Source organism: Chthoniobacterales bacterium (assembly GCA_036569045.1).
Classification (GTDB): Bacteria; Verrucomicrobiota; Verrucomicrobiia; order Chthoniobacterales; family JAATET01; genus JAATET01.
Genome location: DATCRI010000041.1, coordinates 42,899 through 54,641, shown reverse-complemented (window position 1 = coordinate 54,641; position 11,743 = coordinate 42,899). Strand labels below are relative to the sequence as shown.

Annotated in this window: 14 protein-coding genes; 8 read left to right on the top strand and 6 right to left on the bottom strand. The window is 65.1% G+C overall.

Annotation, left to right across the window (positions count from 1 at the left end):
• A partial coding sequence (locus VIM61_08375; protein HEY8900414.1) for a metallopeptidase family protein occupies positions 1 to 277 on the top strand: 277 nt, incomplete at its 5' end.
• A gap of 81 nt (positions 278 to 358) precedes the next feature.
• Here VIM61_08375 and VIM61_08370 read toward each other — a convergent pair.
• Entirely contained in the window at positions 359 to 2,080 is a 1,722-nt protein-coding gene (locus tag VIM61_08370; protein ID HEY8900413.1) for a serine hydroxymethyltransferase, read from the bottom strand.
• Positions 2,081 to 2,212: 132 nt separating this feature from the next.
• Between VIM61_08370 and VIM61_08365 the strand changes: the two genes are divergently transcribed.
• The 6 genes from VIM61_08365 (at position 2,213) to VIM61_08340 (ending at position 6,378) form a co-directional block, all read left to right on the top strand.
• Complete coding sequence (locus VIM61_08365) at positions 2,213 to 2,755, top strand: L,D-transpeptidase family protein (GenBank protein ID HEY8900412.1); 543 nt, start codon at positions 2,213 to 2,215, stop codon at positions 2,753 to 2,755.
• A 69-nt stretch (positions 2,756 to 2,824) separates the two neighbouring features.
• Complete coding sequence (locus tag VIM61_08360; protein ID HEY8900411.1) at positions 2,825 to 3,313, top strand: hypothetical protein; 489 nt, start codon at positions 2,825 to 2,827, stop codon at positions 3,311 to 3,313.
• Positions 3,310 to 4,080, top strand: a complete 771-nt coding sequence (locus VIM61_08355; GenBank protein ID HEY8900410.1) for a hypothetical protein — start codon at positions 3,310 to 3,312, stop codon at positions 4,078 to 4,080. Before VIM61_08360 ends, VIM61_08355 begins: the two co-directional genes overlap by 4 nt.
• 56 nt (positions 4,081 to 4,136) lie before the next feature.
• Complete coding sequence (locus VIM61_08350; GenBank protein ID HEY8900409.1) at positions 4,137 to 5,342, top strand: AI-2E family transporter; 1,206 nt, start codon at positions 4,137 to 4,139, stop codon at positions 5,340 to 5,342.
• 252 nt (positions 5,343 to 5,594) lie between these two features.
• Positions 5,595 to 5,924 carry a YbjQ family protein gene (locus tag VIM61_08345; protein ID HEY8900408.1) on the top strand — a complete coding sequence of 110 codons (330 nt, stop codon included), beginning with the start codon at positions 5,595 to 5,597 and terminating at the stop codon, positions 5,922 to 5,924.
• Positions 5,925 to 6,048: 124 nt separating this feature from the next.
• Positions 6,049 to 6,378, top strand: coding sequence for a hypothetical protein (locus VIM61_08340; GenBank protein HEY8900407.1), 330 nt, complete (start codon positions 6,049 to 6,051; stop codon positions 6,376 to 6,378).
• Between the two features lie 12 nt (positions 6,379 to 6,390).
• On the opposite strand, the gene VIM61_08335 is transcribed toward VIM61_08340, so the two are convergent.
• From VIM61_08335 to VIM61_08325, 3 genes are read right to left on the bottom strand one after another with little or no spacing between them, the layout of a single operon-like run.
• Entirely contained in the window at positions 6,391 to 7,083 is a 693-nt protein-coding gene (locus VIM61_08335) for a glycosyltransferase family 2 protein (protein HEY8900406.1), read from the bottom strand.
• Between the two features lie 56 nt (positions 7,084 to 7,139).
• Entirely contained in the window at positions 7,140 to 8,597 is a 1,458-nt protein-coding gene (locus tag VIM61_08330; protein HEY8900405.1) for a glycosyltransferase family 39 protein, read from the bottom strand.
• On the bottom strand, positions 8,594 to 9,241 hold the full coding sequence (locus VIM61_08325; GenBank protein ID HEY8900404.1) for a phosphatase PAP2 family protein: 648 nt from the start codon (positions 9,239 to 9,241) through the stop codon (positions 8,594 to 8,596). The genes VIM61_08330 and VIM61_08325 overlap by 4 nt, the downstream gene beginning before the upstream one ends.
• Positions 9,242 to 9,275: 34 nt before the next feature.
• Here VIM61_08325 and VIM61_08320 point away from each other — a divergent pair, with 34 nt between their 5' ends.
• On the top strand, positions 9,276 to 9,980 hold the full coding sequence (locus VIM61_08320; GenBank protein ID HEY8900403.1) for an outer membrane lipoprotein-sorting protein: 705 nt from the start codon (positions 9,276 to 9,278) through the stop codon (positions 9,978 to 9,980).
• A gap of 9 nt (positions 9,981 to 9,989) precedes the next feature.
• On the opposite strand, the gene VIM61_08315 is transcribed toward VIM61_08320, so the two are convergent.
• Both VIM61_08315 and VIM61_08310 read right to left on the bottom strand, forming a co-directional pair.
• Positions 9,990 to 10,226: a histidine kinase gene (locus VIM61_08315; protein ID HEY8900402.1), complete on the bottom strand. Its 237-nt coding sequence runs from the start codon at positions 10,224 to 10,226 to the stop codon at positions 9,990 to 9,992.
• Positions 10,227 to 10,377: 151 nt separating this feature from the next.
• Positions 10,378 to 11,742: a sugar transferase gene (locus VIM61_08310; protein HEY8900401.1), complete on the bottom strand. Its 1,365-nt coding sequence runs from the start codon at positions 11,740 to 11,742 to the stop codon at positions 10,378 to 10,380.
• Position 11,743: the final 1 nt, after the last annotated feature.

Below are 11,743 nucleotides of genomic sequence, written 5' to 3'. Positions count from 1 at the left end.
CGAGCGGGTGTCGGTGTTTGTCGAGGATCGGCCGGGGGCCGATGACCTGGCGCATGGCGTGGGGGCGGACTGGCTGGGGATTTTCGAGGGCGCGAGCCACTCCTACCTGGACCTGCCGGATCCGCCGCGCATCCGCATCTGGGTGGACAACCTGTGGACCTTTGCGGGCGGCCGCGAGCGCTGCTTCCGCCGGGAGGTGCGGGTGACCCTGCTGCACGAGATCGGGCATTACCTGGGGCTCGACGAAGCGGGCGTGGCGCGGCTGGGGCTGGAGTGAGGAGTCATTGGTCAATGGTCATTTGTCATTGGGAAAGCGCGCGAAGAGCTCCCCCAATGACCAGTGACGAATGACCAATGACTAGCTCGGCAGCGGGAACTGCGCGGTGAAGGTGGTCACGCGCTTGCGCACGGCGGCGAGGGCGGCCTCGTCGTTGCGGGCCTCGAGGGCGGCGTGGATGAGGTCGGCGATTTCCATCATTTCCTCTTCCTTCATGCCGCGGGTGGTCATGGCCGGCGTGCCGACGCGGATGCCGCCGGTCTTGCTGATCGGCTCGGTGTCGAACGGGATGGCGTTCTTGTTGACCGTGATGGCGGCGTGATCGAGCGCGGTCTGCGCCTCGACGCCGGTGAGGCCGCGGGGGCGGAGGTCCACGAGCATGACGTGGTTATCCGTGCCGCCGGAGGTGATGGGGTAGCCGAGGCGGGTGAGGCTGGCGGCGAGGGCCTTCGCGTTGCTGACGACCTGCGCGGCGTAGGCTTTGAACTCGGGCTGGAGCGCCTCCTTGAGGCAGACGGCCTTCGCGGCGATCACGTGCATGAGCGGGCCGCCCTGGATGCCGGGGAAGGTGAGCGAGTCGATCTTCTTCGCGAACTGCTCCTTGCACAGGATGATGCCGCCGCGGGGGCCGCGCAGGCTCTTGTGCGTGGTGGTGGTGACGAAGTCCGCGTAGGGCACGGGCGAGGGGTGCGCGCCGCCCGCGACGAGGCCGGCGATGTGGGCCATGTCGACGAAGAGGTAGGCGCCGACGGAATCGGCGATCTCGCGCATGCGCTTGAAGTCGATCGTGCGCGGGTAGGCGGAGGCGCCGGCGGTGATCATTTTCGGCTGCACCTCGGCGGCGGTTCTCGCGAGGGCGTCGTAATCGATCATGCCCGTCTCGGGGCTGACGCCGTAGTGGGTGACCTGGTAGAGCTTTCCGGAGAAGTTGGCCTTGTGGCCGTGGGTAAGGTGGCCGCCGTGGGCGAGGTCCATCGTGAGGATTTTGTCGCCGGGCGTGAGGACGCTGAAATAAACGGCGGTGTTCGCCTGCGAGCCGCTGTGCGGCTGGACGTTCGCGTGGTCGGCGCCGAAAAGCTCCTTCGCGCGAGCGATGGCGAGCGCCTCGACGACGTCGACGTGTTCACAGCCGCCATACCAGCGTTTGCCGGGGTAGCCTTCGGCGTATTTGTTCGTGAGGCACGAGCCCTGGGCCTCCATCACGGCGCGGCTGGTGTAATTCTCGGAGGCGATGAGCTCGATGTGCTCGGCCTGACGGCGGGCTTCGGCGTGGATGGCCTCGGCGATTTCGGGGTCGACGGCTTCGACGTGGGGAAGGGTTTCGCTGGATTCGGTGATCATGGGTGATTGTTTTTCGAGGAATTCAAGAATGCCGGGTAGGGCGCGTTTAATGGTGTCCTTGCAACGCGCGTAGACTTCATGTCCCTGCCCGATGGGGTCGGGCACGTCGAGGGGGCCCCCCTCGAATTCGCGGAGCAAAAAGACCTTGCCGGAGGCGCCGGGATAGAGCGCCTCGAGGATGTCGCGATGGTCGCGCGTCATCGTAAAAATGGCGTCCGATTCGCGGACGAGAGCGCTGGTGACGGGCTGGCTGCGCTGGCGCGAGATGTCGATGCCTTCTTCTTTCCGAAGCACGCGCACGCCCTCGAGGCTGGGCGTCTGGCCGGAGCTCGCGCTGGTGCCGGCGGAGGCGACGGCGAAGTGATCGTCGAGCTTGCGGGACTTCACGAGCGCGCGGAAAAGGCCTTCCGCCATGGGACTGCGGCAGATGTTTCCGGTGCAGACAAAAAGAATGCGTTTCATGCAAGGCGACCTCCGGGCGCGTTGCGACCGGGGCGAGGGGAGAAGGTAAAAGCTCGGGCGGCCAAGTCAATCGATTCCCCCGATGGGCGCGCGGGGTTGACGCCCGGGCTCGCGCAGTGTCTTTGTTCCCGCATGAAATTTGAATTTACCAAGGTTTTGGGGAAGGCGATGCGGCTGGCGGCAGTCGCGCTGGTCGGCATCCTTGCCGGCTGTGCCACCGTTCCGGAGCTCGGCATGCTGTTCGACCGGGACACGTCGCAGCATTCGGTCATCGTCCGGCTGAAGGAGCAGAAGGCCTATCTCTATCGCGAGGGCAAGGTCGTGGCGATCTCCCCCGTCTCCACCGGTCGCGAGGGCTACGGCACTCCCGCGGGCAAATACCGCGTGACGCAGAAGGACATCGACCACCGCTCCACGCTCTATGGCGCCTACGTGAAGAATGGCCGGGTCGTGAAGGCGAACGTGAATGTGCGGAAGGACAAAAAGCCTGCCGGTGCCACTTTCGTCGGCGCTCCGATGCCGTATTTCCTGCGCATCAACGGCGCCGTCGGCCTGCACGCCGGGCACGTGCCCGACTATCCCGCCTCGCACGGCTGCATCCGCCTGCCGCAGCGCCAGGCGAGGCGATTCTTCCACGCGGTCGAGGTCGGCACGCCCGTTTTCGTCTATCGCTGAGGAAGTCGTCCCAGCGCCTGCAATCGACGCTTGTCCCCGCGGAGTCGCGTGGCCTAATTTGGAGGCTTGATGGCCGACCGAGACGCCTGGGAGCAACCCCTCTACCGCTTCGCCGCAGTTCTTCTGCAGGACGCCGAACTCGCCCGCAAGATTACCCTCGAGACGCTCGAGGCTGCGGTGCTGAAACCCCCGACGCATGACGAGGAACGCCTGGCGATGTTCCTTTTCCAGGCCGTCCGCCGCCGGGCGCTGAAGTCCCGAGCCACCGGGACGACCGGAGGAACCGCGCGCGGCGAGCTTCCGGCCGGCCCTGCCGACGTGGTCGCTCGCGCGACACCCGCCCGGGTCGAGGCGGCACTGCACGCTCTGCCGGAGCCCGGCCGCAGCGCGCTCGCTCTCCTCGTGCTCGACACGATGGAGGCCGACAATGTCGCGAAGCTGCTCGGCCTCGGCGAAGCGGAGTTCGCGAATATCCTGCATGGCGCGCGACTCGCCCTGCTCGCGGCACTTTCCGTCGAGGAGCCTGCTCCGACCACGCAGCCGGAGATCGCGCCATGAACATTCGCCAGGCCCGCCAGATCCTTCGCAGCTATCGTCCCAGCGGCGAGGACGACAACGAACGCGACGTCCGCGAGGCCCTCAGGTTCGCCGCGAAGAATCCCGCGCTCGATGCGGAATTCCAGTCGCAGCTAGCCTTCGACCGCGCGCTCGCGGCCCAGCTCGAGGCGCTCCCGCTTCCCGCCGGAGTCGACACCGCGCTCGAGGACGTCGCCCTTCGCCTCGAGGCCCGGCGCGTGCGGCGCTTTTCGTTTCGCGACCCCGCGATGCTCGCGGTGGGGCTCGCGTTCCTTTTCCTTGTGGCGTTGATTGCGTGGATGTTCGTCGGCCAGGGCTCGTTTGCCGGCATGCAGGAAGTTTCCGAGATGGTCGTCGCCGGCGATGGCGCCGGGCCCGACCAGTTCAGTGAGATCGAGACCAACGCCGGCGCGCTCACCGACTGGTTCGTCATGAAAGACTTCGACGGCTTCACCGTCGCGAAGGGCCTGGAGGCTGCCCCGGTCGTCGGCGTGCGTCTTTTCAAATACGAGGAGGTGCCGGTGGCCGTCGCCGCGGTTGCAAAGCCCAAGGCGCTCATCTACGTGCTCGCCGCCCAGCCGCTGGGCATTTCTCTCCCGGAAGGGCAGTGGCGCACGGCGACCTACGGACCGAAACGCAACCGCGCCTTCGCCATCCAGCAGATCGGGCCGATGGCATTTATTCTCACGCTGCGAGAGGGCGGCGAGGCCGAGCTGAAGCAATATCTCGGCACGCTTCCCGGCCATTGAGGCTCCGGCCTCCGCCGCAGTTGCCGCGCGCCCGAAAACCCGCTACAGCCAAGCGCATGATTTCTCCCAGCCGGTTCCAGTGGAAAATGTGGTGGCTCGCGCTCACCGTGCTGGCCATCGCCATCACCCTCTCCGGCATTTACTACGCGGGCAGCTACATCCTCACGGCCATCGGATTTCTCCAGCCGGTCGTCCTGCCGCTTGCGATCGCCGGCATTCTCTCCTACCTGCTCGACCCCGTCGTGAGCTGGCTCGCGGACCGCGGCTGGAAGCGCCTCTGGGCCGTCATCACGGTCTTCCTCACGGTCATCGCGATCCTTGCTGGCATGGTCCTCTGGGTCGTGCCGACGATTCACCGGCAGGGCGACAGCTTTCGGCAGAACCTGCCGACCTACAGCAAGCGCGCCCAGGATCTCCTCAAGTCCACGGTCGACAACGCAAAGCACCTCGCCGAGCGTTTCCAGCCCGTCGAGGCTGGCGAGAAGGCGGCCGATCCCTTCTCAGCGGCGATTCAGCAGGCCATCACCGAAAGCACCGACGCGATCCAGAAAAAGGCCGGCGAGCTCCTCGGCAACGCCGGCGGCTTCCTGTGGAAGAGTATCGGCAGCACGCTCGGCGTCCTCGGCGCGATGCTCAGTCTCATCCTCGTCCCGATCTTCCTCTTCTTCTTCCTGAACGATGGCCCGCAGATCGGCGCCACGTGGGCAAACTACCTCCCGCTGCGAGCTTCGCCGCTCAAGAGCGAGCTCGTCTCCCTCATCAGCGAGATCAACAGCTACCTCATCAGCTTCTTCCGCGGCCAGCTCCTCGTCAGCCTCATCGACGGGGCGCTCATTGGCACCGCCCTCCTCATCATGGGTCTCGACTTCGCCGTGCTCATCGGCCTGCTCGTCGGCGTCCTCGGGCTTATTCCCTACGCCGGCACGCTGATCTGCTGGATTCCCGCCGTGCTCATCGCTACCGCGCAATTCGGTGACTGGGGCCACCCGATCGCCGTCACCATCATCTTCATCGTCGCGAACCAGCTCGACGGTCTCTTCATTGCGCCGAAGATCGTCGGTGAATCCGTCGGCCTGCACCCGCTCACGGTCATCATTTCCGTTCTCGCGTGGAGCCTCGTGCTCGGCGGTCTGCTCGGCGCGCTGCTCGCCGTGCCGCTCACTGCCACGCTCAAGGTTCTCCTGAAGCGCTATTTCTGGGACCGCGATCCGGCGCTCGCCGTCCCCGAAGGCCCGCCCGGCCCGATCACGCCGCCGGTGTGAGTCTCGCGAAATCTCCGCGGCGCAGTGGGACGTGGCGCGGGTCGTGATTTCAACGACAGTCTGTCGGCATTGGTAGTGTCCTGATTTTCTCTTTGCCTTGGTGAGGGACACTGATCCAATGGGCATATGAAGAACACGAACCTTGGCGAGCTCAGCCCACGCGAGAAAATCGTTTGCGGATTTCGACGCCTTCGAGGGGAAACAAGAAAACGGAAACCAAGGAAAGACTGATCGCTCGCTCCTATTGCTTTCATGAAGACCACGACGGGGTTCGACTTCGAAGGTTACGTCATCACCGATTACAAGGGGCTCGTCCGCGGGATTACCGTGCGTTCTCCGACCCTCGTGCAGGGGCTGTTGGGCGGCTTGAAGAGCATCGTTGGCGGGCGCATCGGCGCCTACACCGAGATGTGCGAGCAGGCGCGCCAGCATGCCCTGGATTCGCTCATCGAGCATGCGACGCAGCTGGGGGCGAACGCGATCATCGGGGTTCGTTACGACGCATCGGAAGTCGTCAGCAGGGAATCGGCGACCGAGGTCCTGTGCTACGGCACCGCGGTATCCATCCGGCCCCGGTCGTGAAGGAGGGATTTTCAACAGCGCCCGCCAGGAGCTTCGGCAGGGACGGGGTCGGGGAGTGGGAAGTTCCGACTGTGAAAACGGGCCGGTGCCGGGAGGCTTCTCGATCGGAAAGAACGGCCCGCCGATGAATCCGCCGAAGAAGCCCTCCCGTCGCACTGCGCCGGCGCCGCGTCCGATCATTCACGCGATCCAGGTTTACGACGGCGAGAAGTTTGGATTTCCGCTCGCCGTTTTCGAGGGCACGGGCCAGTTCCAGGACATTGCCAAGGGCGACACGCTCGACGGCGGCGACTGGCCACCGATCAATGGGCACAAGCACTACGCTCGCATTTATCGCATCACCGCGATTCGCCACACGCTCACCACGAATGCCGACGGCAGCGTGAAGCATCTCAAAAGCCTGTTCGTCGAGCCGGTGGTCTCGCGCTCGAGGAAGGGCACTGCGCCGGAGTGAAGTAGCCGGAGACTATTCGTCGCGCAGCTCGTAGCTGATGTGCCGGCTCTGGAGCCAGCGCACGCCGAACATGTCCATCGTCGCCTTCAGGGCGCGATTGCCGAGGCCATATTTGCTGACGCCGAACTGGCGCGCGCGGTGGTTCACGGGAATCTCGACGAGCTTGAAGCCGGCGTTCTTGACGAGCGCGGGAATGAAGCGGTGGACGCCCTTGAATGGCACCAGCGCGCTTGCGCATTCGCGGCGCATGGCCTTGAGGGTGCAGCCGGTGTCGCGAATGCCGTCGCCAACGAAACGGCTGCGGACGTAATTGGCGATGCGGCTGGTGATTTTCTTGCTGAGGGTGTCTGCGCGCCGGGCGCGGTAGCCGCAGACAAGATCGGCGCCCTTTTCGATTTCGGCGACGAGGCGCGGAATGTCGGCGGGATCGTTCTGCAGATCGCCGTCGAGCATCACGATGATGGCGCCGCGGGCGGCGGCGATGCCGGCGATCATGGCGGCGCTCTGGCCCTGGTTCCGGACGAAGCGGAGCAGGCGGACCTCCGGCGCGGGTTTCACGGCGGCGACGGTGCCATCGGTGGAGGTGTCGTCGACGAGGATGAGCTCGTAGTCCATGCCGTCGAGCGCGGCGGCAATCTCGGATTGAAGAATCGGGACGTTCTCCTCTTCGTTATAGAGCGGGACGACGACGGACAGGGACGGCATGGACGGTGAATGAAAGTGAGTCAGCGCGGCGGCGAGGCAGGAGGCAGGCCGAAACGCTAGAGCGGCATCGTTTGATAATCTTCGCAAAGATACACGCGCAATTTGCGATTGCCGGGAAGGGAAAGGGTGGCGCGGGGGGTGACGCGGGCGAAGGCGCTCGTGATCGTCTGCGGCAGGTCAGTGGGCTCCTCGTCGGTGAGATACAGGGCGCTGTGGCCGAGGTAGAGGTTCTGAGCCTTCAGCTCCTGAAAGTATTCATCGGGCGCCTTTTTGACGGGAACAAAGTCGTCGTAGCGCGGCCAGAGGCCGAACTGGTTCGAGAGATCCTGCGACTCGCGAAGGAAGACCTCGCGGGTTTCGCCGTTGGGCGAGCGGGAGAGATAGTAACTGAGCGCGGCGGTGGCTTCGGGATCGGGCGCGATGACGAAGAGCGGGAACGGGTATTCGCTTTGGATCTCGGTGAACAGCGGGTTGATGGCGTCGGCGACGCGGTTCCAGGGGGTGCCCGGACGGGAAAACGGGAAGGCGATGGTGGCCGCCGTGAGGACGAGGGCGATGGCGCCGATGCGGTGAAGTCTTTTTGCCTCGAGAACGAGATTCGTGGCGGCGGTCGCGAGCAGGAGAATGACAGGCAGCAGGGGGAGGGTGGCGGAGTCGCCGTGCATGATGTCGCGCAGCCAGAGCAGGAGGAAGGGGGCGAGAAGACAGGCGAGCAGTCGGGGCCGAGTGTGAATGCGCGCGGCGCGGACGATCTGGACGAGGGCGAACACGGCGACCGCGGCCGCGGGAAGGGAAACCTGCCCGATGCTCGAGGCAAGCGCGGGGAGGATTTCGGTCCACTGCGGGGTGAATTCCGTGCGCCAGGTGCCCAGGGCGGTGGCGGGCCAGTGGTTAGCCTGGTTCCAGAGGAGGGCCTTGGCAACTCCGCCGGCGGCGAAGAGGACGAGGAAATAAAGGCCGGGACGCCGCCACTGACCGCGGTAGCGCGGGGTGAGCGTGATGGCGAGAAAAATGCCGGGGATGAGCGCGAGGGAAGCGTAGGAAAACTGGACGGCGGCGGCCAGGGAGAGTCCGGAGAGAATCCACCACGGCAGGCCGCGTTCGAGCGCACGCACGAGCAGCCAGAGTGCGAGAGCGGTGAAAGCGAGGGTGGGCATTTCCGGACCGGCGTGCACCGCGGCGGTATTGAAGATCGGAAGGGCGTTGAGGGCCACGGCGGCCCAGAGCGCGGTCGCGGAGCCGAACCACGCGCGGCCGAGGCGATAGATGCCGAAGGTCGCAAGGGCGGCGAGCAGGGGAAAGGCCAGCCGCAGACCGAGGGGGCTGTTTCCGGGCAACAGGGAGCCGACATGGACGAGCGCGGCGGTGCCACCGGGGGCGTCGAAGAAAGCCCAGTCGAGGCGATCCGCACACATCCATTGGTAGGCCTCGGTAGGAGTGATCGGCAGGACCGCGGCGGCCCAGAGGCGCACGATCGTGACAAGGACGAGCAGGAGCGCGGGCAGGTGTTTCATCCGGCGAGCAGGCTGGGATGGGCCGCAAAAAGGCGCGGCACGACGCGACCGGCAAATCGACGCCAGATCGCCTCTGCCGCCGCGAGCACGAGACAGGCGAGGGCCGCCCCGATGAAGGCGGCGACAATGACGTCGGACGGATAATGAGAGCCGGTATAGATGCGCGAGTAGGCGATGAGCGAGGCTGGCAGGAAGTAGAGCCAGCCCCAGCGGCGGTAGAAGACGGCGAGAACGACGGCGAGCGCGAAGTTGTTCGACGCATGGCCGGAGGGAAACGAGATGCCGCGCACGGGCTGGATCGACGGGCTGGAGTATTCGACCTTGGCGGGTTTGCCGAGAGCGAGCAAGCGCGGGCGCGCCTTCTGAAGGTCGACGATGCGCACGCCCTCGAGCACCTGATGCGGACGTGGCCGGCCGACGTTGCCCTTGATGGCGTCAACGATCACGCCGTCGGTAAGACCGACCGTGAGGCCAATGCAGACGAGCGCCGCACGGCCGCGAAAACCGCCGAAGGCCAGCAACAGCAGGCCGCCGACGAGGGCGATCGGCCACCAGAAATCCCAGCTCGAGATCGCTGCCATGGGCAGGTCGAGCGCCGGATGGGCCCAGTGCCCGTTGATGAGAAAAAAGATGCGTTGATCCATCGAGCGATGGGCGGGATATTCCGCCCACCTTCCAATGAATCTCCGTCCCACTCAAGCTTCGAGCGTCCTTCTCTCCGTCCTGCTGCTCGCCGCCGGCGCGATGACCGGACGGGCGGCGCAAGCTCCCAGTGCGGACGAGATCCTCCGGGCGGCGCGCCTGAGCCCGATGAGCCAGCAGGAAACGCTTCGCGGAGAGTTGAGCGGAGATGCCGGAAAGACGCCCTTCATTCTCGCGCTGGAGAACGGCGTGGTGAGCTACACATTCACGAATCCGGACCAGCAGATCCAGCTTGTGCTCGGCGAGGATTCCTCGGAATTGCGGGAGCGCAAGGGCGGGAAAACGTCCGAGATCAAGCCGGCCCGTTACGACGAAAAGGTGCGCGGCACCCCGATCACCTTCGAAGACCTCGCGCTGCGCTTCCTTTACTGGCCGCGCCCCAAATTGCTCGGCGAGGAAATGGTGGGCGTGCGGAAGGCGTGGAAACTCGAGGTGCAGGCGCCGCGTGGGCAATCCCAATACGGCGTCGCCCGGTTGTGGATCGACGAGGAAAGCGGCGCGGCCCTGCAGATCGAGGGCTACGGCATGGACGGACGCATTCTCAAGCGCTTCAAGGTGATCTCGCCGCAGAAGATCAACGGCAAGTGGATGCTGAAAACGATGCGCGTGGAAACCTACGATCCCAAGACGCACCAGATCGTCGACCGCACGTATCTGAAGGTTCTCGGTGAGGCCGGCTAGCGGCGGGGCCTACTTTTCGGCCTCGGCGGTGGCGCGAATCTCGGTCAGGTGATTCATCACGCCGACAAGCTCATCAGCCGAGGATTGGAGGAGTTCCACGAGACGCTCGCAATCCTCGAGTTCCGGCGCGGCCCGATTTTCCAGGCTGCGGCGCAGCGCGTCGGAAAACATGAGAGCGGCCGTGAGCTGCTGGCAAAGGCCGTCGTGCAGGCGCTGGCGCAGGTCGGCGGCGGATTCGGCGTTCATGGCTCGGAGGATGAACTGTTGCGCCGGGCACGGAAGTTTGCAAGGCCGGACGCGACCGGGCAGGGCCGGAGGGGACCGAAAGAGAAGACGCCCCGCGAATCTCTCCCATCGAGACGAATTCACGGGGCGCCCAGGGAAAATTTTGAAGTGGCTACAGGGCGGTCTTCGGGGCCTTGATCATCTGGAGCGCGGTGCGCACGACGATCTGAAAGTCGAGCCAGACGGACCAGTGCTCGAGGTAATGGATGTCCGCGCGGGTGCGCTTGATGACGTCGCGGTCGTTGCGCGTCTCGCCGCGGTAGCCGCGCACCTGAGCGAGGCCGGTGATGCCGGGCTTGATGAGGTGGCGCACGCGGTAGTCGGTGCGGACCTGGGCAAACTCGTCGTCGTGGGCGCGGAGGTGGGGGCGGGGGCCGACGACGCTCATGTCGCCGAGGAGCACGTTGATGAACTGCGGGAGCTCATCGATGCTCAGTTTGCGGAAGATGCGGCCGGCCGGATAGATTCTCGGGTCGCCGGCGAAAGCCTGCTGCGTCTCGTCGGGATTCTCCACGCGCATGGTGCGGAATTTCCAGATGTTGAAGAACCGGCCGTTCAATCCGCAGCGTTCCTGCACGAAGAACAGCGGGCCGGGAGACTGCCAGCGCTGGCAGATCCACACGACGAGCGAGATCGCGGGAACGACCGTCGTGAGAACGATCGAGGCCACGCAGATGTCGAAGATGCGCTTGAGCATGCGATTGAGCGGGCTTTCCAGCGGCTCTTCGCGCAGCGCGAGAAAGCAGAGGCCCTGGTCTTCCCAGAGACTCATTGGGCGCCGTCGCGCGTGGTTGATCTGAAAGGATCGCACGAGGCGCACACCCTTCGTGTCGCAGAGACTCTGCAGTTCCTGCATCTCCTCACGGGATTCATTCATGTCCCCCGAGCGGAGGACGACATTGATTCGGTAATGGTCGAGGATGCGCGCGAGGCTGCGGGATTGCCCCAGCACCTTGAAACCCGCGACTTCGCTCTTCGTTGGCGCATCGTCGGTGGCGATGCCGATGACCTTGAAGCCGAGCGAGCCGCGCTCGTTCAGCCAGCGTTGCACGCTCATCACTCCGTCCTTCGACGCATAGATCAGCACGCGGAAGATCGATTTCCCGCGGAATGCCCGCTTGATCAGCCACGAGGTGACGTAGCGATTCGATACGAGCAGCACGACGAACAACGTCGGCGCGAGGGTCACGAGAAATGTGCGCGAGACGGTGCGGTCGTCACTCAGCCAGAAGTAAAAGAACAGGACGAAGAAGACGATGGACGTCTGGCGGAAGGCCACCCGCGGCTTCCACTCGCGCTGGTTCGCGCCGATCATGCTGTGCTGCGCCCGCATCGTGCGCAGATGATCGTAGACGAGACCGACTGCGATGATCGTGCTGTAGAGAATGTATTCGCCGTTTCCGACGAGGAAGCCGCGCTCCAGAACGGAGGCGAAGATCCAGTAAAGCGACCAGAAGGTCGCCAGACCGGCGATCACC

Excerpts from the sequence above, each read along its gene's own strand:
- VIM61_08370 (HEY8900413.1), bottom strand. The coding sequence starts at position 2,080 with ATGAAACGCATTCTTTTTGTCTGCACCGGAAACATCTGCCGCAGTCCC.
- VIM61_08365 (HEY8900412.1), top strand. The coding sequence starts at position 2,213 with ATGAAATTTGAATTTACCAAGGTTTTGGGGAAGGCGATGCGGCTGGCG.
- VIM61_08360 (HEY8900411.1), top strand. The coding sequence starts at position 2,825 with ATGGCCGACCGAGACGCCTGGGAGCAACCCCTCTACCGCTTCGCCGCA.
- VIM61_08355 (HEY8900410.1), top strand. The coding sequence starts at position 3,310 with ATGAACATTCGCCAGGCCCGCCAGATCCTTCGCAGCTATCGTCCCAGC.
- VIM61_08350 (HEY8900409.1), top strand. The coding sequence starts at position 4,137 with ATGATTTCTCCCAGCCGGTTCCAGTGGAAAATGTGGTGGCTCGCGCTC.
- VIM61_08345 (HEY8900408.1), top strand. The coding sequence starts at position 5,595 with ATGAAGACCACGACGGGGTTCGACTTCGAAGGTTACGTCATCACCGAT.
- VIM61_08340 (HEY8900407.1), top strand. The coding sequence starts at position 6,049 with ATGAATCCGCCGAAGAAGCCCTCCCGTCGCACTGCGCCGGCGCCGCGT.
- VIM61_08335 (HEY8900406.1), bottom strand. The coding sequence starts at position 7,083 with ATGCCGTCCCTGTCCGTCGTCGTCCCGCTCTATAACGAAGAGGAGAAC.
- VIM61_08330 (HEY8900405.1), bottom strand. The coding sequence starts at position 8,597 with ATGAAACACCTGCCCGCGCTCCTGCTCGTCCTTGTCACGATCGTGCGC.
- VIM61_08325 (HEY8900404.1), bottom strand. The coding sequence starts at position 9,241 with ATGGATCAACGCATCTTTTTTCTCATCAACGGGCACTGGGCCCATCCG.
- VIM61_08320 (HEY8900403.1), top strand. The coding sequence starts at position 9,276 with ATGAATCTCCGTCCCACTCAAGCTTCGAGCGTCCTTCTCTCCGTCCTG.
- VIM61_08315 (HEY8900402.1), bottom strand. The coding sequence starts at position 10,226 with ATGAACGCCGAATCCGCCGCCGACCTGCGCCAGCGCCTGCACGACGGC.